The following is a 19,661-nucleotide window of genomic DNA, read 5'->3' as shown; positions in this document are numbered from 1 at the left end:
AGGTAACCGCTATGAGTGTAATGCATAAAGTTTTTGCCAATCTCTATCAGGATTCTGTTTCGCTGATGCAGATTTCGGCGCAAATCAGTCAACTCCCTGGCATTGAACAGGCCTCGGTGGTGATGGGAACCGCCACCAATCTTGCCCAACTGCGTGATGCCGGCTTGGATAATGGCTGCCAGGCTGGGCCTAACGATCTGGTTATTGCCGTGCGTGGCGAAGAAGCTGCCTGTGGCGCGGCGCTGGAACTGGCGCATCAGCGCCTGAACAGCAAGCCTGCGGAAAGCAGCGGTGATGGAACGCCAGCACTGCAACTGGTGAGCCTGGAAATGGCTGCCGAACAGCAGGCTGATATCAATCTGGCGCTGATTTCCGTACCCGGCGACTACGCGGCGGCTGAGGCGATCAAAGCCTTGCATCTGGATATGAACGTGATGCTGTTCAGCGATAACGTCAGCCTGGCGCAGGAAAAGCAGATCAAACTGCTGGCTCAGAGCAAGAACCGCCTGGTGATGGGCCCGGACTGCGGCACCGCCATTATCAATGGCCTGCCGTTGGGGTTTGCCAACGTGGTGAAACCCGGTGCGATCGGTATTGTCGGCGCTTCAGGCACCGGCGTACAGGAAGTGAGTTGCCGGATCGATCAACTGGGGGCGGGAATTTCTCAGGCGATTGGCACCGGCGGGCACGATCTGCATGAGGAAATTGGCGGCATCTCGATGTTGCATGGGTTGCAGGCGTTGGCCGCCGATCCGGCGACTCAGGTGATTGTGTTGATCTCCAAGCCACCGGCTCGTCCGGTAGCCGAACGTATTCTTGCACAGGCGCAGGCCTGCGGGAAGCCGGTAGTGGTCAACTTCCTGGGAGCAACCGCTGCGGAGATTGCCCGTTCAGGGATCACCGTGGCCTCCACGCTGGCAGACGCCGCCGAGCTGGCCGTGGCGCTGGCGGCGGGCACTCCCGCGCCCGCCACCGTGACACGGCTGCCAACCGCCGATCGGGAGATGCTGCAAAACGCCAGCGCCCATCTGCCTGCCAGCCGCCGCGCGATTCGTGGTGTGTTTGCCGGCGGCACCTTCTGTTATGAAAGCCAGCTGCTGTGCCAGCAGCAAGGATTCCCGGCGGCATCCAATACGCCAGTCAAAGGCAATAGCCAACTGGCGGATATCTGGCGTAGCCAGGGCCATACGCTGATCGATATGGGGGATGACGATTTTACCCGTGGCAGGCCGCACCCGATGATCGATCCTACTCTGCGCAACCAGCGCATTGTGGCGGAATTGAGCGATGCAGATACCGCCGTGGTGCTGTTTGATTTGGTGCTGGGGTATGGGGCTGCTGCTGAACCGGCGACGGAGCTGCTCGCGCTGTTGCAGCAAAATAACCGTGAATCCGGGCCGTTGCTGATTGCCCATGTCTGCGGCACCGAAGCCGATCCACAACAACGTTCCCGCCAGATTGCGGCTTTGCGCCAGGCTGGCGTACTGGTTGCCGGTTGCAATGCCGAGGTCGCCATGTGGGCCAGCCTGGTTGCCCATATTCAGGCAGAGAAAAACGGAGAAAAAGCATGAACCCATTATTCCAGCAACCCCTGAAAGTGGTGAATGCCGGGCTGGCCGGTTTTGCCGACAACCTGAAGCAGGCCAACGGTGACGTGGTTGCCTTGAGCTGGCAACCGCCTGCCTTGGGCGATGTGCAGGCAGGGCTGGATCTGGCTGCGTTGATACGCCATCCCTTGGTCGAACAGGCCAACCAGATCGCCTTCGAACGTTACCTGAGCGCCCAACCGGTGTTGATTGATGTGATGAGCGCCGCTGAAGCGATTGGTGCCATGGCCCAGCGCAAGCTGATCCTGCATTCCGGGCCTCCGATTGCCTGGCCGGATATGTGTGGCCCGGTGAAAGGGGCGATCGTGGGGGCGATCCTGTTTGAAGGCTGGGCAGCCGATCATCAGGCCGCCGAGCGCCTGATTACCGAAGGCGTGGTCGAACTGGAACCTTGCCACCATTACCAGGCGGTAGGGCCGATGGCTGGCATCATCAGCCCGTCTATGCCGCTGTGGGTGATTGAAAACAAAACCAACGGCCAGCGCGCGTTCAGTAACTTCAACGAAGGGCTGGGTAAGGTGTTGCGCTTTGGTGCCAACAATGACGAAGTGCTGCAACGTTTGCAGTGGATGAAGCAGGAACTGGCCCCGGCGCTGAAAGCCGCCGTGCGCCAGCTTGGCGAGCTGGAGCTGAAACCATTGATGGCACAGGCGCTGCATATGGGCGACGAGGTGCATAACCGCAACGCGGCGGCTACCGGATTGCTGATTAAGCGCCTGGTGCCCGCCTTGCTGGCCTGCGATCTGCCTATGGCAACGTTGCAGCGCGTGGTGGCCTTTATGACCGGTAACGATCACTTCTTCCTCAACCTGTCGATGGCAGCCTGTAAAGCCATGATGGATGCCGCTGGCGGTGTGCCGCATAGCTCAATGGTGACGGTGATGGCGCGTAACGGTGTCAATTTTGGTATCCGCTTGTCCGGCACCGGCGATCGCTGGTTCCAGGCTCCGGCCAATGCGGTGGAAGGGCTGTTTTTCCCCGGTTACGGCGTTGACGATGCGGCCGCCGATCTTGGTGACAGCGCCATCACAGAAACTGCTGGCGTGGGCGGGTTTGCCATGGCGTCTTCACCGGCCATTGTTAAATTTGTTGGCGGCACACCGGCCGATGCCACCAATAACAGCCGCCGTATGCAAGCGATTACCGTTGGAGCGAACCCGGCTTTCACCCTGCCAGCGCTTAACTTTGCGCCAACTGCGGCGGGTATTGATGCTCGCAAAGTGGCCGATCGCCAGATTCTGCCGGTGATCAATACCGGTATCGCCCACAAACAGGCGGGAGTTGGGCAGATTGGCGCGGGTATTACCACTGCGCCGATGTCCTGCTTCGTTGAGGCCATTCAGGCTTTGGCCCAGGCGTTGCCAACGGGAGAACCAGCATGAGTAAACCTTTAGCCGTGGTTGCCGTGGGCGGCAATGCGCTGATCCAAAGCGATCGGCACAACAGTATTCCCGATCAGTATCAGGCGGTGGTGGAGACGGTAGGGCATATCGTTGACATGATCGCCGCCGGTTGGGATTTGGTTCTGACCCACGGTAATGGGCCGCAGGTTGGGTTTATCCTGCGCCGTTCCGAACTGGCAGCAGAAGAAGTGGCCCCGGTACCGCTGGATTATGCCGTGGGCGATACGCAGGGCGCGATTGGCTATATGTTCCAGAAAGCCCTGGGCAACGAATTGCAGCGCCGCGGCATTCAGCGGCCAGTAGTGGCGTTGGTCACACAAACTCTGGTCAGCGCCGATGATGCGGCGTTTGCACACCCTGGCAAACCGGTAGGAGCGTTTTTTGATCGTCAAACGGCGCTGGAGCGCCAGCAAACGCTGGGCTGGACGGTAATGGAGGATGCTGGCCGTGGCTGGCGCCGCACGGTGCCTTCGCCCGAACCGCTGGCCATCATTGAGCGTGAGGTGATTAGCCAACTGTTGGCGCAGGGCTGCATTGTGATTGCCTGTGGCGGTGGGGGTATTCCTGTAGTGCGCGATGAGCACCAGCAATTGCGCGGGGTTGAAGCGGTGATTGACAAAGATCTGGCTTCGGCATTGCTGGCGGAACAATTGGGCGCGGATCTGCTGTTGATCCCAACCGGCGTTGAGCAGGTTGCTATCAATTTTGGTACGCCGCAGCAGCAATGGTTGGACACCCTGAACATTGAACGGGCACAGGCTTTACTCCAGCAAGGGCAGTTCGGCGCTGGCAGCATGCAACCCAAAATTGAAGCCATTCTGCGTTTCGTTGAGCACAGCCAGCAACAAGGGAATAAGGGCCAAGGGCTCATCACTAGCCCACAGGCCATCAAGGCTGCACTGAATCACCAGACCGGCACCTGGATTAAGCCATAACCTTTAAGGAAGTACACAATGAGTCAAACTACGTTGGTGGCCGTTAATGGCACCCTGATGCGCGGCCTGGAACTGAACGGCAACATGACCGGCGCAGGCGGTGTTTTCGTTCGCGAAGATCAAACCGATGCTCACTATCGGCTGTGGAGTATCAACGATCGTCACCCCGGCATGATCCGGGTGCAGGAAGGCGGCGTTGCTGTGGCACTAGAGCTGTGGGAACTGCCGCTGGCTTCGTTTGCCACCCTGCTGTTGAGTGAGCCAGCCGGGCTGTCGATCGGCAAAGTGAAATTGCAGGATGGCAGCGAAGTGCTGGGGGTGTTGGCTGAGCCTTGGCTGGTGGAAGGGCAAAAAGAGATCACTGAGTGCGGCGGCTGGCGTCAGTATACCGGCCACACTTTTACTGAATGAGTCGATAACGGTTTAGGCTGGGCCGTTACGGCATCAGCCTAATACATTGGCTTACAAGGAGTAATGTATGCGTAAAACGGATGAAAACACCAATACCGCATCCGGCTTTCATATTGCGATGATTTTGCTGGGAATTGCGGTGACCCCGGTACTGCTCTCTTCTTCCAGCCTCGGTAACCAGCTATCTCGTTCAGAGTTGCTCACCGTGGTGGGATTGGGGGGCATTATCCTGGCGATTCTGGCCTCTATCACCATCAGCGTTGGTGAAAAGGCGCGTTTACCTACCTACGGCATTGTGAAATATGCCTTTGGGGAACGTGGTGCTGTTGCCATCAACATTCTGATGGCGATCAGCCTGTTCGGCTGGATTGCCGTGACTGCCAACATGTTCGGGCATTCGGTACATGATCTGCTGGCGCAGCACGGTATGACACTGCCAATACCGCTGTTGGTGGCCGTCGGTTGCTGTATTTTCGTGGCGTCTACCGCTTTCGGTTTTGTGGTGTTGGGGAAAGTGGCACAGATTGCAGTGCCGGTTATTGCCCTGGTGCTTTGTTACATTCTGTATGTGGCGATGAATGGGCAGGCCGACCTGGTGCAGAGCATGGGCAGTATGGAAACCGGCGTGGCGGTATCTACCGTAGTAGGGACGATTATTGTGTTGGTGGCCACGTTGCCGGACTTTGGCAGCTTTGTGCATAACCGTAAGCATGCGCTGATCGGGGCGATCATCACCTTTTTAGTTGCCTATCCCCTGCTGTATTGGGTGGGAGCCACCCCCAGCGCCTTGAGCGGGCAGGGATCGCTGCTGGCGGCGATGGCGGTATTCGGTTCGGTATTACCGGCGGCATTGTTGCTGGTTTTTGCCTGCATCACCGGTAACGCTGGCAATATGTTCCAGGGAACGCTGGTGGTTTCGACCTTACTGACCCGTTTCCCGAAATGGCAGATTACGTTGGCGCTGGGCGTGCTGTCGGCGATCGTCGGCAGTATGAACATCATGGGCTGGTTCATTCCGTTCCTGTTGTTCCTCGGGATTGCCACACCGCCGGTAGCCGGTATCTATATCGCTGACTTTTTCCTCTATCGCCGTCATGGCTATCAGGAAAGCGTGCTGGCGGTGGAACCGCAGATCAAAGTGCTGACATTCGTGGCCTGGGTTGCGGGTTCTGCCGTTGGTTTTATGACGGTTAAGGGCATATTCACCCTGACCACGATCCCTTCGGTTGATTCCATTTTGGTCGCCTGTGTGGGGTATGCACTGCTAAGCCGGAAAAAGTATAATCAAGCATAATGAATAGACTGCCAGTGTGTGAGCTGGCAGCCTCTCCTTTCCAGGTTGCTACAGGAAATCATTATGTTTATCTCCGACGAAACTTTGCGGGTCATTCATCTGGTGGCGAAATACCAGAGTATTACGACCGCCGCCGAGCACCTGAATAAAGTCCCTTCTGCGATCAGCTATACGGTTAAAAAGTTGGAAGAAAGTTGTGGTGTTGAACTGTTTCTGCGTAAAGGCCGCTATATCGAACTTACCCCAGCGGGTGAATACTTTGTGCAACACAGCAAAACCATACTCAATGATTTGGATGCGCTACAGCGCAATACGGCCTTGATTCACAGCGGTGTGGAGCAGGAACTGACGATTGCGGTGAACAATATCATCCCCCGTTCGGCTATCGTGGCGTTTGTCTGCGCGTTTGAACAAGCATTTCCTTCCACATGGTTAACTATTGATACCGAAGTCTATAACGGCTGCTGGGACGCGCTGTACGGCAAAAGAGCCAACCTGGTGATCGGTGCGCCGCATGCGGTGCCCAGCACTGAGGGGATCATCAGCGAACCGATAGGCCACTTGGAGTGGGATTTTGTCGTGGGGCCAGAACATCCGTTGGCAACGCAGGTGCAGCCGCTACAGAACAGCGAACTGCGGCAATATCCAGCAATGTGCATTCGCGATACCGCAATCAACTTTGTGCCGCAGCAGGCGTGGTTGCTGGAGGGGCAAAAACCGATGTTTGTGCCCGATTTTGCCACGGCCATTGAATTGATCCAGCGTAATGTGGGTATCGGCTATGTGCCTCATCATTTGGCTCTGCCCTTGCTGAACCGCGGGGAATTGGTCAAAAAGCCGATGCAGGAGCACAAACATGCCACGCAGATTTTTTTAGCGGCCCGTTCTGATGGGATGGGCAAGGTGAGCCGCTGGTGCATCGAATATCTGTTGGCTCCGTCGTTTCGTGCCAGGCTGCATGGGCAATTGTGACGGCGGATTATTTCTGAACGGTGCAGATCAAGTCATAGGAATATAAGGTTCCTTCGGGGGTTTGTTGCACGAGTTCCATATCCTGCTCCAAGCTGCAAAATAACGCAGCACTGCTGCGGGCAGCAGAGGCGTAGGTAATATCAAACAACAGCGGTGTATGATCGGCGTGCCGTCTGTTTTTCACTTCTTTTTTTATCCACTGTTCTAGCTCAAGCGTTATTTTTTGCAGATCATCATATTCTTTGACCAGATGGATCTCGCAATTCTGGTTCCTCGCAAGAGTCACCAGTTTGGTTTGATATTCCTGATGCAGCGATTCAGGTATCAGCAGTGATATTTTTTCAACGGCCCGATAGGTTTGCAAGAATGCGGGCAATTGCTCCAGCAGAGGTGAACCCACAATGTGTGGGCAGAAAACCAGCGGTTTTCTTTTTGTGATGCGGTAGAGGTGTGGTTTTTTGACATGGTGTAATGTCATCACCGAAGCAAATAACAGCAGCAACGTGGTAAAGAGTAAAGGAATAAACCAGATCAGGAAACTGGCCACATCATTGAACGGATGTGAATAGCGTTCAACATCATCCGGGCGGAAAAAGCGCAAGATCATTTTGAAAATAAGCCCTTCGTTCAGCGCATCGGCGACCCACCCGCTCAACACGATGGCCGATAAGGCATAACATGAGGTTTTCAGATGATGTAATAATGCCGAACGTTCCATAAATTCCCCCTTCTGGCCGCAATTGCTTATATATACCTTGATTATTTGAAGATGCAACTTTACATAGGCTGGATATTTTTTCTGATGTGTGCACCCTTGCCATTGAGTGAGCATTTTTTCTGTAATTTGTGGGCTGCACTGTTTAAAAACGGTTTTATAATTTCCATGTAAATATAATGGTTAATTTTTTTTGTGATTTAATGACGAATGTTATTTATTTTTAGCTTGTTAATGTGTGATTTCTCATATCTAAAACGGTTATTTTACCAAATAAAATCATGTGGTTAATCTTTATTTTCAATCTACATCATTTTTTTTGAATAACTCATGCAAAGATATGGTGTTCATAATAGGAAATAATTGTAATAGCATCCTCTCCATCAACAAATGGTGTTGTTAATAAAGTATTTTTTACCGAGGAATTTACCATGAAATTTATTAAAAATTTTGCATTAATCTCTGCTTTAACTTTAGTTTCTTTCACTAGCGCTGCCCAAAATATTACTGCCAGAGCTACCACCATTGACAGTGCAGAGGGGCAGATCGCTGCTCAGGCGAAGGAAGCTAACGCAGATTATAAAATTATCACCACGCTGAATAAAAACGGTGTGTATATGTTTGCCAAACTGATTAAGTAATTTATCAATATACTTATGATACTGCGATTCGCATTATTTTAAGTGCAACAATGTTTCGTTAACGCTTTTAATTTCAGAGTATTTAAAAAATCATTCTTTGAATAAAAATATAAGCGACTGAAATAATAAGGATATATTAATAATGAACCGTAAAAATATGTTGAAAACAGGTATCATCAGCGCATTGCTGATGAGTTTCTCCGTATTTTCCGCAGAGAATAAGCCTGATGATTTTTCTACCACCTCTGATGCTAACGCAGAACAGCGCATCAATAAAACGTTGGAAGAGTTTAAGGCAGAGCGGGAAACGGTGGAAAAAAACCTCAGAAACTTTGATGACCTGGACTTTAATGTTTACAGCCATCAAAAATGGGATGAAATGGACAGAAGCCACGCCAAAGATATTATTGTTCATTATCCCGATGGTTCAGTGACCTATGGTTTGAAAGAGCACCTTGATCGTTCTAAAAAGATTTTTGCGTTTGCCCCGGATACTGAAAACCCGATCCATCATGTACGTATCGGCCAGGGGACTTATACGGCGGTAACTGGCGTATGGCGCGGCACTTTTACCAAGCCGATGGTGCTGGCGGACGGTACTGTGATTCAGCCGAACGGTAAGCGTTTTGAAATAGAAATGGCGACCATTGCGCGCTGGAATGAACAAGGCACGATGGATGAAGAATGGTTATTTTACGATGACTATACCTTTATGAAGCAGTTAGACCTGATTAAATAACCAATATAGATGGGGCTAAATAGATATGTCCACCAGCTGAAAGTTTAATGTGGAACGCTATTAAGCGCAGCTATTGAGAAAGCCCCCTATTTATTGGCGTAGAAACACGAGAAATTGTTGAGTCGTTAATGATGAGTAACAGTAAATTACCATTCAAAATCGGTATCTCCTCAATTGGAGCCCATCTGACCAATCCGCTGACCGGTAAGAAATCTACGGAACAGGAGCGAGTCAGGCATTTAATTGACATGGCGATACAGGCTGAAGCGGCAGGTCTTGATATTTATGCACTGGGTGAAAGCCATGAGCAGGGATTTGTCAGCGCGGCACACACCGTGATGTTGAGTGCTGCTGCACAGGCCACGAAAAATATCACTCTGATGAGCTCAGTCACCGTTATCAGTACGCTGGACCCGGTGCGGGTTTTTGAAGATTTTGCGACGCTGGATCTGATCTCGAACGGGCGTACAGAGATCGTGGTTGGGCGTGGTTCGCGGATAGGCGGTTTTGGTCTGTTGGGATACTCGCCTAATGATTATGAAGCACTGTTTGATGAAAAACTTGAATTGCTTACCGCGATCAATGAAGCCAGTGAAAAACAGCAGCCAATCAACTGGCATGGGAGATTCCGTTCCTCTCTGACCAATGCACGTATCTACCCACAGCCCCTGGATGGGAAACTGAAAATATGGCATGCCGTTGGCGGCCACAGCAGCAGCGCGATTGCCGCAGCAAACAGAGGCCTGCCGATGGTGCTGACCACGCTGGCAGGGAGTTCCCTGAACTTTAAAACCACGATTGATGCTTACCGGCGGGCGGCAGTGGCCGCAGGCTATCAGGCTCAGGATATGCCGATCACTACCACCAGTTGGTTCCATACTGCGCAAAGTGATGCTCAGGCTGTTGAGGAGTTTTACCCTTATTTCAACGGGATGATGAGAGAACTGCGTTCTGATTCAGCGTCGATTGATTTTCTGCACCATTCACTGGCCGTTGATAACGCCATGATGATTGGCTCGCCTAAAACGATCCTTGCCAAGATGAAGTATCAGTACCAGCTCTACAGGCAGCAGCAATTCTTGGCTCATGTGGATACCGGGGCTTTGCCGCCCGATCTGGTCAAAAATAATATTGAGGTGCTGGCTAATGTGATTGCACCTGAATTTCGGTCATTTATCACACGTGAATGGGCATGAGTGAGGGAATGTCATGAAGAATATTAGTGCTGCTTTTTACCGCCGTATCGGCTGGGATAAAGCCGTGCAGTGGGATAAGGATGGCATCAACCACCTGATTGCCAGCAGCTTGATGTCGTTGCCCTTTGACAATTTGAGCATTTTTGACGCACCCGATACGCCGTTGAGCCAGGCCTATATTGTCGAAAAAATTCTGACTAAGGGGCAAGGGGGGCTGTGTTATGAGCTCAATACGTTACTGCATTGGGTAATGAAGGAGTGCGGGCTGGCCGTGAGCCTGATTACAGGCACTGTCTACGATGACATTGAGCAACGATGGTTCCCTTTCTCAGATACCCACGTGCTGAATATTGTTGAGTTAGATGAGCGTCTGTGGCTGGTGGATATTGGCTTTGGCCTGAAAAGCCCTCGCCTGATGGTGCCGTTGGACGGTGAGAGCGTTAGCTACGGCGCACTCGAATATCAGGTGGTGAAAGAGGCGTCATATTACCAACTGACTTTCAGGAAACGCGGGGCTGCGCGCTGGAGCATTGGATATCGCTTTGCGGTGGACTATCGGCATGTCACCGTTGAGGAGCTGGAACCGAGTCGGCGCATTATCACGTTTGAAGAGGCATCACCCTTCAATAAAAACCCGATGAGTGCCATTTTTACCGCGGCCGGCACTGAGATCATCACACCTTCAGGGCATACCATTACCCGCGATGGAAAGAAAATCAGGCTGCGGCTGACGAAGACACAGTTTAACAAGCGATTGAGCGAGCGCGTTCGCCCGGTGGTTATTTGAATGATTGCCACAGCGATTGCGTGCAATTGGGCGGTGCGAGAAGCCCCACCCGGCAAGTGGGCGGGGCTGAAGAGGGTTATTTGTGCAGCTTGTGCTGTTGCAGGAACTGGACACCCTTATCCGGGAAGTCGGTAAAGACGCCGTCCACGTCTGCATCAATATAGAAGATTTTCAGCATATCGTTGAAGTCTTTGGCGTAAGCAGGAACCTGGCCAGGATCGGCACGGAAAGTATAGGGGTGGATCTGCAAGCCCTGCTGTTTGGCTTCTTTCGCCAAGGTGGTTAACTCAATATGCCCAGGCGTGGAGGTGTTTTTGACAATCATTGGATACCACGGCCCAATGCCATCGGCATATTTGGCCAGCTTGGCGGCCGCACCAGGCTCATACATCCAGTCATAATTGTACGGTGTCAGGCTGCCATCTGGGTGGATCACCATGGTTTCGCTCACCTTCTGATCGCCGGTATTGGTGATCAACTGAACCAGTTTGATATCCATGTTCATCGCTGGCAGCAGCTCTTTTTTCACCCGTTCTAAATCCGGTGCATCGAAGCTTTGCAGATAGACTTTGTCGTCTTTCTTGGTATAGCCGTAGGATTTCAGGATTTCCAGCACGGTTTTGGAGATATCTTTGCCTTCGATTTTATGGAACCAGGGGGCTTTGGTTTCCACATAGATTCCCACATTCTTTCCGGCTGAATGATTCATGCCTTGAATCATTTCAATCTCATCCTGTAGCGTGTGGATGCGGAAGTCGGATTTCCACATTGGGAAACGGTTGGGGAATTTCTGCGTTTGTACGCCGTCTTTCACCACAAACTCTTCGGTGAATTTCAGTGTCTGGATCTCAGGCAATGTGAAGTCGATGGCGTAGTAACGGCCATCTTTACGATGGCGATCGGGGAACTTCTGCGCGACATCGGTGACCCGATCAAGGAAGTGGTCGTGCAGAACAATCACCTGGTCATCTTTGGTCATGACCACATCCTGTTCCAGATAATCTGCCCCCATGGCAAAAGCCATCGCTTTGGCGGGCAGAGTGTGTTCCGGCAGATAGCCGCTGGCACCACGGTGAGCGATAACCACTTTATCTACCGCCTGCGCAATGCTGGCCATTGAGGTGGCAAGAATGATGCCTGCCAGCAGGGCTTTGACTTGAGTCCGCATTCTATTGTTCTCCATGTTGTAGGGATATTAAAAAGGCCGCAGGGCGGCCTTTAAATCATGCAGAAACGTTGTGACAGTGAAATTACTTACGACGCTTGGCTGCAATTTCTTCGTGATGTTTCTTCTCGCTTATCATGGTCAGCAGCAGCAGCAATACTGCACCGATGCTACCGCCGATCATCACCATAAAGCCGCCGTCCCAACCGAAATAGTCTACGGTGTAGCCGACGATGGCGCTGGCAGCGACCGAACCACCCAGGTAACCGAACAGACCGGTGAAGCCCGCTGCGGTACCCGCCGCTTTTTTCGGTGCCAGTTCCAGCGCGTGCAGGCCGATCAGCATGACCGGGCCGTAAATCAGGAAGCCGATGATGATCATACAGGCCATATCGATCCCTGGATTACCCACCGGGTTCAGCCAGTAAACGATGGTGGCGATGGTGACCAACGTCATGAAGAACACCCCGGTGGCGCCACGGTTGCCTTTGAACACCTTATCTGACATCCAGCCGCACAGCAGGGTGCCTGGAATACCCGCGTATTCGTACAGGAAATAGGCCCAGGACGACTTATCCAGCGTGAAGTGTTTGACTTCTTTCAGGTAGGTAGGCGACCAGTCCAGAATGCCGTAACGCAGCAGATAGACGAAGACGTTAGCGATGGCGATGTACCACAACAGTTTGTTCGGGAAAACGTACTGCATGAAGATCTGCTTAGCCGTCAGTTCTTCTTCCGCTTTTTCGTTGTAATCGTCCGGGTAGTCGTTTTTGAACTCTTCGATGGAAGGCAAGCCACAGGATTGCGGCGTATCGCGCATCAGGGCGAAGGCAACCAGCGCCACCAGAATAGCGGCGAAAGCGGGCATATAAAGTGCCGCTTTCCAGTCGTTAAACCAGGCCATCCCCAACAGGAATAGCAGCGGTGGCAGGCCACCACCCACGTTATGGGCACAGTTCCACACCGAAACGATCCCGCCACGTTCTTTCTGTGACCACCAGTGCACCATGGTGCGGCCGCAGGGGGGCCAGCCCATGCCCTGGAACCAGCCGCACAGGAACAGCAGGACAAACATAATGGCAATGCTGGAGGTGGCCCAAGGTACAAAGCCCATAAACAGCATCACTGCCGAGGCCAGTATCAGGCCCGCAGGCAGGAAGACGCGCGGGTTGGAACGGTCGGAAACCGAACCCATGATAAATTTGGAAAAACCATAAGCGATGGAAATCCCTGACAAGGCAAAGCCCAGATCACCACGGCTGAAACCCTGTTCGATCAGATACGGCATCGCCAGAGTAAAGTTTTTACGCACCAGATAGTAAGCGGCGTAACCGAAAAAAATCCCCATAAAAATTTGCCAGCGCAGCTTACGGTAGAGCGGGTCTACCTTATCTAACGGCACACGGGAAATGTGTGCGGCTGGCTTAAAAATACTCAACATGAGCGCCTCCGATGGCTTTATCAATTATGACATCCACAGGCAATACCTAGCCTGGTGATGTTCGAGCGGATAGTAGGTAGTGGTGCAAATTGTTCCATAACGAGCGTCATCCTAGTCAAAACCCTGGTGAGTCTCTGTGATGAATGGCTCAATTGTTACACTTTTATGAAGCAGCGAAGGATTCTGAGCGATTGGTTAACATTTTAAAATGGGAAAATGCAACAAATTAGTGATTATGATCACAACACCGAATTTTTAAGGCCATTTTACTTTCGATTTTTGTTCGTTATTGTTCCTTATCAAACAAAACCCTCAATGATTGTGTATCAATAAGGCGATAATTACAGATTCAGGGGGCGTGATGAGCAACAGTTCACCAGTGACCGAAACGGATGTGATCATTATTGGTGGTGGTGCTACCGGGGCTGGCATCGCCCGCGATTGTGCGCGGCGCGGCCTGCGCTGTGTGCTGTTGGAGCGGCATGATATTGCCACCGGGGCAACAGGCCGCAATCATGGGCTGTTACACAGCGGTGCGCGCTATGCCGTGACCGATGCTGAATCGGCTCGGGAATGTATTGAAGAAAATCGTATTCTGAAACGTATTGCCCACCATTGTATTGAACCGAGCGATGGTTTGTTTATTACGCTGCCGCAGGATTCATTGGTGTATCAGCAGGAGTTTATTGCGGCTTGTCGCCGGGCTGGGATTGATGCAGAAGCGATTAGCCCTCAACAGGCATTACGCCTGGAGCCGGCGGTCAATCCGGCGCTGATCGGCGTTGTTCGGGTGCCGGATGGCACGGTTGACCCTTTCCGGCTGACCGCCGCCAACATGCTTGATGCGCGTGAACAGGGTGCGCAGATCCTCACCTATCATCAGGTGGTTGGCCTGTTGCGCGTGAGTGATCGTGTAACCGGAGTGCGCGTTATCGACCATCAGGCTGCGCGTCAATACAACATTTATGCGCAGATCGTGGTGAACGCTGCTGGGATCTGGGGCCAGCAGATTGCTGAATATGCCGATTTACGCGTTCGTATGCTGCCGTCTAAAGGCGCGCTGTTGATTCTGGGGCACCGTATCAATCATCGGGTGATCAATCGTTGCCGCAAGCCGGCCGATGCCGACATTCTGGTGCCGGGGGATACCATTTCGTTGATCGGTACTACGTCTACCCGGATTGATTACGATCAGATCGACAATATAGTGGTCACGCCGCACGAAGTGGATGTATTGATTCGTGAAGGCTCGCTGTTGGCCCCGGCGTTGGCACAAACCCGCATTCTGCGTGCCTATGCGGGCGTGCGGCCATTGGTAGCCAGCGACGACGATCCTTCCGGGCGCAACGTCAGCCGGGGTATTGTGCTGCTCGATCACGCGGTTCGTGATGGATTGGAAGGCTTTATTACCATTACCGGCGGCAAGCTGATGACCTATCGGCTGATGGCGGAATGGGCGACCGACAAAGTGTGTGCCAAATTGGGCATTGATAGCCCTTGCACCACCGCAGAAGTGGCGCTGCCAGGTTCCCGGCAGTCGGCGGAGGAAACGGTACGCAGCGTGGTTTCACTACCGGCGAGTATTCGTGGTTCGGCGGTTTATCGCCATGGCGATCGCGCTCGCCTGGTGCAGTCTGGTGATCGGCTGGATAACAGCCTGGTGTGCGAATGTGAAGCCGTGACTGCCGGTGAAGTCCGTTATGCGGTGAATTCTCTTACCGTCAACAATCTGGTCGATCTGCGCCGCCGCACCCGCGTTGGCATGGGTACCTGCCAGGGGGAACTCTGTGCCTGCCGAGCCGCCGGGCTGCTGGCGCGTTTTAACGTCACCACGCCACAACAATCTATCGAGCAGCTTTCTCATTTCCTGAATGAACGCTGGAAAGGCGTGCGGCCTATCGCCTGGGGTGATGCCCTGCGGGAGAGTGAATTCACCCGTTGGGTCTATCAGGGATTGTGCGGGCTTGATGCCCGTGCTGGTCAGCAGCAGGGGGCGGATGATGCAATTTGATGTGGTGGTGATTGGCGGCGGGCTGGCAGGGCTGAGCTGCGCTATCCGCCTGGCAGAACAGGGTAAGCGTTGTGCGGTGGTCAGTTCCGGCCAGAGTGCGCTCTACTTTTCTTCCGGTTCGCTCGATCTGCTGGCGCAACTGCCTGATGGTTCAATGGTGTCTGAGCCGTTGCTGGCGTTACCCGCACTGGCACAGCAGGCTCCGCAGCATCCTTATAGCCTGATAGGCGCCCCCCGCGTTGCTGCGTTGGCCGTAGAGGCTGTGCAGTTGCTGGAGCGCTGTGGGCTCAAAATGCAGGGCAGTAATCAGCAGAATCATCTGCGCGTCACACCGCTTGGCACGTGCCGAGCCACCTGGCTCAGCCCGCAGGCCATCCCGACAGCTCCTTTTGGCGATGTACTGCCGTGGCGCCGTATTGCGGTACTTGGCATTGAAGGGTTTCTGGATTTTCAGCCACAAATGGCGGCCAGCTCACTGGCGGCAGAACAAAGTGTGCAGGTTGACGAGGTGTCTCTGCATTTACCCGTGCTTGATCGGTTACGTAATAACCCCAGTGAATTCCGCGCAGTCAATATCGCCCGTGTGCTGGATAGACCAGAGAATCTGGCTGTATTGATAGAGGAGATACAACGCCAGGCGGGCCAGGCTGAAGCCATTTTCTTGCCCGCTTGCCTGGGGCTGGAAAGCGATGAGCCACTGATGGCGCTACGCCAGGCGCTCGGTAAGCCGGTTTTCCTGCTACCGACGTTGCCCCCTTCGGTGCTGGGTATGCGGCTCCACCAGGCTTTGCGCCAGCGGTTGCAGCTATTGGGTGGGGTATTTATGCCGGGGGATACCGTACTGCGGGCAGATTTTGACGGCCAGCGCATCACTGGCCTGTATACCCGCAACCACACCGATATCCCGCTGCGCGCGCAGCAGGTGGTATTGGCCAGCGGCAGCTTCTTCAGTAATGGGCTGAAGGCCGAGTTTGGCGGCATTCGTGAGCCGGTGTTTGACCTTGACGTTTACAGTAAGCCCCAGCGTGAAGACTGGAGCAGTATTGATTTGTTCGCGCCGCAGCCTTATCTGCAATTCGGGGTGCAAACCGATGCCAACTTGCGCGCGCTGAAGCAAGGGGTGGCAATCAGTAACCTGTATGCGATTGGTGCCGTCACCGGGGGTTATGAACCCTTGCTGCAAGGCTGTGGTGCTGGGGTGTCGCTGCTTGGCGCGCTGCATGTAGCACAACAGATTGCAGGGCAAGAGGGATCGGTATGAGCCTATTAAAAGACACCAGCTTTGAAAGCTGTATTAAATGCACGGTCTGTACGACCTATTGCCCGGTAGCCAGAGTGAATCCGCTCTATCCAGGGCCGAAGCAGGCCGGGCCAGACGGTGAACGGCTGCGGTTGAAAGATCCCGCGTTATACGATGAGGCTTTGCAATACTGCACCAACTGCAAACGTTGTGAAGTGGCTTGCCCTTCCGAGGTGAAAATCGGCGATATCATTCAGCGTGCTCGCGCTAACTTCAGCCAGAAAAAGCCGACGTTGCGTGACGCGATTCTCAGCCATACCGATATCATGGGATCGCTTTCGACGCCGTTTGCGCCGCTGGTCAACGCCACTACTGGGCTGAAACCGGTACGTAAGCTACTGGATAAAGCACTCAAGATCGATCATCGGCGTGAATTGCCAAAATACTCTTTTGGTACTTTCCGCCGCTGGTATCGCCAACAGGCGGAAAACCAACAACGCTATCAGGAGCAGGTGGCGTTTTTCCACGGCTGCTTTGTCAATTACAACCACCCACAGCTTGGTAAAGATCTGATCGCGGTTTTCAACGCCATGAACATCGGTGTGCAATTGTTGAAACGTGAGAAATGTTGCGGCGTGCCGTTGATCGCCAATGGCTTTATTGAGCAGGCTAAAAAGCAGGCCCAGGTGAACGCCGCATCTTTGCACGAGGCGGTGCTGGAGCGCGGTATTCCGGTAGTGGCCACCTCTTCAAGCTGTACTTTTACCCTGCGCGATGAATATCCGCATCTGCTGGAAGTGGACACCTCGGCTGTGCGTGAACGGCTGGAACTGGCAACGCGCTATCTTTATCGCCTGATCAATCAGGGGCGCAGGTTGCCGCTAAAGCACACGCCGTTACGGGTGGCTTATCATACGCCGTGCCATATGGAAAAAATGGGTTGGACTGCCTATACGCTGGAACTGCTGCGGCAGATCCCCGGCCTGGAATTGGTGGTGCTGGAATCGCAATGCTGCGGGATCGCCGGAACTTACGGCTTCAAATCGGAGAACTATGAAACCTCGCAGGGGATTGGCGCTGCGTTGTTCCACCAGATTGAAGAGAGCGGCGTGGATCTGGTGGTCACTGACTGTGAAACCTGTAAATGGCAGATCGAAATGTCCACCAGCAAACGCTGTGAACACCCGATCACCCTGCTGGCGCAGGCGTTGGGCTAGGGCCGGCGGCATAACCCCGGCCCTGCAAGCTTAGGGCTGTAATTTCAGCGAGCGGATTATACCTTCGGCTTCGCTTTGAGCCTGCTGTTGGTTGTCTGCGGGCAGCGTGATCTGAATGGTCAGCAACTGGTTATCCAGTGTGCCGAGCAGGATAGAAGAGTAAGCCTTTTGATCACCACTGGTAATGATGCTATCCAGCTGACGCAGTGGCACACCGTTGATATCGATGGCCTTATTGGTGATGAGCTGTAGATTGGCATCGCGTGAACGCTGTTGAGCTTCCAGGCCCTGGGCCAGGGTTTCCAGGCTGTCTGGGGCTTTATCGCCAAGGATGACGATCAACGCGCGCTGGCCGGTGCTGTCGGCAAAAACGTGCCGGTTATTGGACGGTTGGCTCAGCCTGCTGCTCTGGTCTGCCATGCCATTCGGCAGAGTAAACGTCAGTTTGCCACCCAGCAAATTCACCTGCCCGCTTTGGGTACTGGCGGTGGCATCACCGGCAGGGGCTTGACTGTCTTTGTTTTCACCATCACAGGCCGCCAAGCCAAGCACTAACAGGCCGATACCCATCAATTTTGCTACGTTACGCATTGGGTTTCCTTATTCTTTCACCGATAGAGGGTTGTACCTTATGGCACCCTATTGCATGTTGCAAGGCAAGGTGGATGTTGTCACAAGGTTTTTCGTATCGACCTGTGGAACCCTCCATCCATCAGCCCTATTTGCGGTTAACTTGGTTGTAGCTGGCTATCCTGCTGGCGTGATGCCAGGCGTTTAAGCAGCATATTCAGCAGCACACCGTACATCGGTAGGAAGAACAACATGCAGATCAATACCTTGAAAACATAGTCCACCAGGGCAATCTCCACCCAGTTGGCGGCCATAAAGGCGTCGCTGCTTCTGTAGAAGGCAATGAAGAAGAACGCCAGCGTATCAATAATATTACCGAGGAACATCGCCGCAGCTGGGGCTACCCACCAGGTGCGCCGTTGCCGCAGGCGGTTGAAGACGTGTACATCCAGAATCTGGCCCAAGACATAGGCCATAAAACTGGCGATCGCGATACGCGCCACAAACAGGTTAAAGCTGGCCAGCGTAGCCAGGCCCTGCCATTGCCCCTGAAACGTGACGGTGGAAATCACATAGGAGATAAACAGGGCAGGCACCATGACCGCAAGGATAATTTTGCGCGCCAGTGGGGCACTGAAGATCCTGACCGTGAGATCGGTAGCCAGGAAGATGAAGGGAAAAGTAAAGGCTCCCCAAGTGGTATGAAAACCGAATAGGGTGATCGGCAACTGCACCAGATAATTACTGGAAGTAATGATGGCAATATGAAACAACGACAGCCAAACCAACGCGGTAACGCGCTGCTGAGCGGTAAACGAGTACATGATGTGGCCTTTTTAAGTTGGGGTGAGGGAACCCATTTCATTCATCTAGCAGGCAGAGAAGAGATAATTTTTACCTGCGCGGCCGCATGATACGCGTTTACGCAATCAATGCAACTTAAGTCGTGGCTAAATTTCACGCAAACGTTAACGTGGGTTGCACAGAAAAACGACTGGCGTACACTAGGTGTTAATGAGATCTGGCGATCCTTCGCCGATCATTTTGATCGAGAAAAATGCATGACTGATATTTTTACCCAGGCAGACCAGACGCTCGATGCGCTGGGTTTGCGCTGCCCAGAACCGGTAATGATGGTGCGTAAAACCGTGCGCCATATGGACAACGGTAAAACGCTGCTGATTATTGCCGATGATCCGGCTACGACTCGTGATATTCCGGGTTTTTGCCATTTTATGGATCACACACTGGTGGCTCAGGAAACTGAGAATGCGCCCTACCGCTATCTATTGCGTAAGGGTGTGGTGGCGTAACCCG

General features: G+C 53.2%; 19 protein-coding genes. 14 read left to right on the top strand and 5 right to left on the bottom strand.

Annotated elements, in window-relative coordinates; translation table 11 throughout:
* The first annotated feature begins 11 nt into the window (after nucleotides 1-11).
* From fdrA to Z042_RS02950, 6 genes are all read left to right on the top strand, one after another.
* The gene (gene fdrA / locus Z042_RS02975; protein ID WP_024912335.1) at nucleotides 12-1,571 is read left to right on the top strand and encodes an acyl-CoA synthetase FdrA; all 1,560 of its coding nucleotides are present in this window, start codon (nucleotides 12-14) and stop codon (nucleotides 1,569-1,571) included.
* On the top strand, nucleotides 1,568-2,989 hold the full coding sequence (locus tag Z042_RS02970) for a YlbE family protein (RefSeq protein ID WP_037406446.1): 1,422 nt from the start codon (nucleotides 1,568-1,570) through the stop codon (nucleotides 2,987-2,989). The genes fdrA and Z042_RS02970 overlap by 4 nt, the downstream gene beginning before the upstream one ends.
* Nucleotides 2,986-3,945, top strand: coding sequence for a carbamate kinase (locus Z042_RS02965; RefSeq protein WP_024912333.1), 960 nt, complete (start codon nucleotides 2,986-2,988; stop codon nucleotides 3,943-3,945). Before Z042_RS02970 ends, Z042_RS02965 begins: the two co-directional genes overlap by 4 nt.
* 18 nt (nucleotides 3,946-3,963) lie before the next feature.
* Nucleotides 3,964-4,356 (top strand): allophanate hydrolase-related protein, encoded by a 393-nt coding sequence (locus Z042_RS02960; protein WP_024912332.1) that lies wholly within the window; start codon nucleotides 3,964-3,966, stop codon nucleotides 4,354-4,356.
* A gap of 67 nt (nucleotides 4,357-4,423) precedes the next feature.
* A complete protein-coding gene (locus Z042_RS02955; RefSeq protein ID WP_024912331.1) occupies nucleotides 4,424-5,650 on the top strand; it encodes a cytosine permease in 1,227 nt (408 codons plus the stop codon).
* Between the two features lie 63 nt (nucleotides 5,651-5,713).
* Nucleotides 5,714-6,622, top strand: a complete 909-nt coding sequence (locus Z042_RS02950) for a LysR substrate-binding domain-containing protein (RefSeq protein ID WP_024912330.1) — start codon at nucleotides 5,714-5,716, stop codon at nucleotides 6,620-6,622.
* 7 nt (nucleotides 6,623-6,629) lie between these two features.
* On the opposite strand, the gene Z042_RS02945 is transcribed toward Z042_RS02950, so the two are convergent.
* On the bottom strand, nucleotides 6,630-7,340 hold the full coding sequence (locus Z042_RS02945; RefSeq protein WP_024912329.1) for a hypothetical protein: 711 nt from the start codon (nucleotides 7,338-7,340) through the stop codon (nucleotides 6,630-6,632).
* Nucleotides 7,341-7,768: 428 nt separating this feature from the next.
* Between Z042_RS02945 and Z042_RS02940 the strand changes: the two genes are divergently transcribed.
* The 4 genes from Z042_RS02940 to Z042_RS02925 all read left to right on the top strand — a co-directional run bounded on the left by Z042_RS02940 (nucleotide 7,769) and on the right by Z042_RS02925 (nucleotide 10,700).
* Nucleotides 7,769-7,978, top strand: coding sequence for a hypothetical protein (locus Z042_RS02940; protein WP_024912328.1), 210 nt, complete (start codon nucleotides 7,769-7,771; stop codon nucleotides 7,976-7,978).
* 142 nt (nucleotides 7,979-8,120) lie between these two features.
* Complete coding sequence (locus Z042_RS02935; protein WP_037406444.1) at nucleotides 8,121-8,717, top strand: ester cyclase; 597 nt, start codon at nucleotides 8,121-8,123, stop codon at nucleotides 8,715-8,717.
* Between the two features lie 128 nt (nucleotides 8,718-8,845).
* Nucleotides 8,846-9,913 carry an LLM class flavin-dependent oxidoreductase gene (locus Z042_RS02930; protein WP_202901326.1) on the top strand — a complete coding sequence of 356 codons (1,068 nt, stop codon included), beginning with the start codon at nucleotides 8,846-8,848 and terminating at the stop codon, nucleotides 9,911-9,913.
* A gap of 13 nt (nucleotides 9,914-9,926) precedes the next feature.
* Nucleotides 9,927-10,700, top strand: coding sequence for an arylamine N-acetyltransferase family protein (locus Z042_RS02925; RefSeq protein WP_024912325.1), 774 nt, complete (start codon nucleotides 9,927-9,929; stop codon nucleotides 10,698-10,700).
* Between the two features lie 76 nt (nucleotides 10,701-10,776).
* Here Z042_RS02925 and glpQ read toward each other — a convergent pair whose 3' ends face one another.
* The gene (gene glpQ / locus Z042_RS02920; protein WP_024912324.1) at nucleotides 10,777-11,868 is read right to left on the bottom strand and encodes a glycerophosphodiester phosphodiesterase; all 1,092 of its coding nucleotides are present in this window, start codon (nucleotides 11,866-11,868) and stop codon (nucleotides 10,777-10,779) included.
* A gap of 82 nt (nucleotides 11,869-11,950) precedes the next feature.
* Complete coding sequence (glpT, locus tag Z042_RS02915) at nucleotides 11,951-13,306, bottom strand: glycerol-3-phosphate transporter (protein ID WP_024912323.1); 1,356 nt, start codon at nucleotides 13,304-13,306, stop codon at nucleotides 11,951-11,953.
* Nucleotides 13,307-13,667: 361 nt separating this feature from the next.
* On the opposite strand from glpT, the gene glpA reads away from it, so the two are divergent.
* The 3 genes from glpA to glpC are packed head-to-tail and all read left to right on the top strand — an operon-like array spanning nucleotide 13,668 to nucleotide 17,774.
* Entirely contained in the window at nucleotides 13,668-15,317 is a 1,650-nt protein-coding gene (glpA, locus tag Z042_RS02910; RefSeq protein WP_024912322.1) for an anaerobic glycerol-3-phosphate dehydrogenase subunit A, read from the top strand.
* Nucleotides 15,307-16,578, top strand: a complete 1,272-nt coding sequence (glpB, locus tag Z042_RS02905; protein ID WP_024912321.1) for a glycerol-3-phosphate dehydrogenase subunit GlpB — start codon at nucleotides 15,307-15,309, stop codon at nucleotides 16,576-16,578. Before glpA ends, glpB begins: the two co-directional genes overlap by 11 nt.
* Nucleotides 16,575-17,774 (top strand): anaerobic glycerol-3-phosphate dehydrogenase subunit GlpC, encoded by a 1,200-nt coding sequence (gene glpC, locus Z042_RS02900; RefSeq protein ID WP_024912320.1) that lies wholly within the window; start codon nucleotides 16,575-16,577, stop codon nucleotides 17,772-17,774. Before glpB ends, glpC begins: the two co-directional genes overlap by 4 nt.
* A 30-nt stretch (nucleotides 17,775-17,804) precedes the next feature.
* Here the strand turns inward: glpC and Z042_RS02895 are convergent, their stop codons facing one another.
* The gene (locus Z042_RS02895; RefSeq protein ID WP_024912319.1) at nucleotides 17,805-18,365 is read right to left on the bottom strand and encodes a DcrB family lipoprotein; all 561 of its coding nucleotides are present in this window, start codon (nucleotides 18,363-18,365) and stop codon (nucleotides 17,805-17,807) included.
* A gap of 137 nt (nucleotides 18,366-18,502) precedes the next feature.
* Nucleotides 18,503-19,168 (bottom strand): 7-cyano-7-deazaguanine/7-aminomethyl-7-deazaguanine transporter, encoded by a 666-nt coding sequence (locus tag Z042_RS02890; RefSeq protein ID WP_024912318.1) that lies wholly within the window; start codon nucleotides 19,166-19,168, stop codon nucleotides 18,503-18,505.
* Nucleotides 19,169-19,405: 237 nt separating this feature from the next.
* Here Z042_RS02890 and tusA point away from each other — a divergent pair, with 237 nt between their 5' ends.
* The gene (gene tusA, locus Z042_RS02885; RefSeq protein ID WP_024912317.1) at nucleotides 19,406-19,657 is read left to right on the top strand and encodes a sulfurtransferase TusA; all 252 of its coding nucleotides are present in this window, start codon (nucleotides 19,406-19,408) and stop codon (nucleotides 19,655-19,657) included.
* The last annotated feature ends 4 nt before the right edge of the window (nucleotides 19,658-19,661 follow it).

Origin of the sequence: Chania multitudinisentens RB-25 (genome assembly GCF_000520015.2) — a bacterium.
Lineage (GTDB): Bacteria > Pseudomonadota > Gammaproteobacteria > Enterobacterales > Enterobacteriaceae > Chania > Chania multitudinisentens.
The sequence above is the reverse complement of the archived record's forward strand: the minus strand, read 5'-3'. Positions and strand labels throughout refer to the sequence as shown.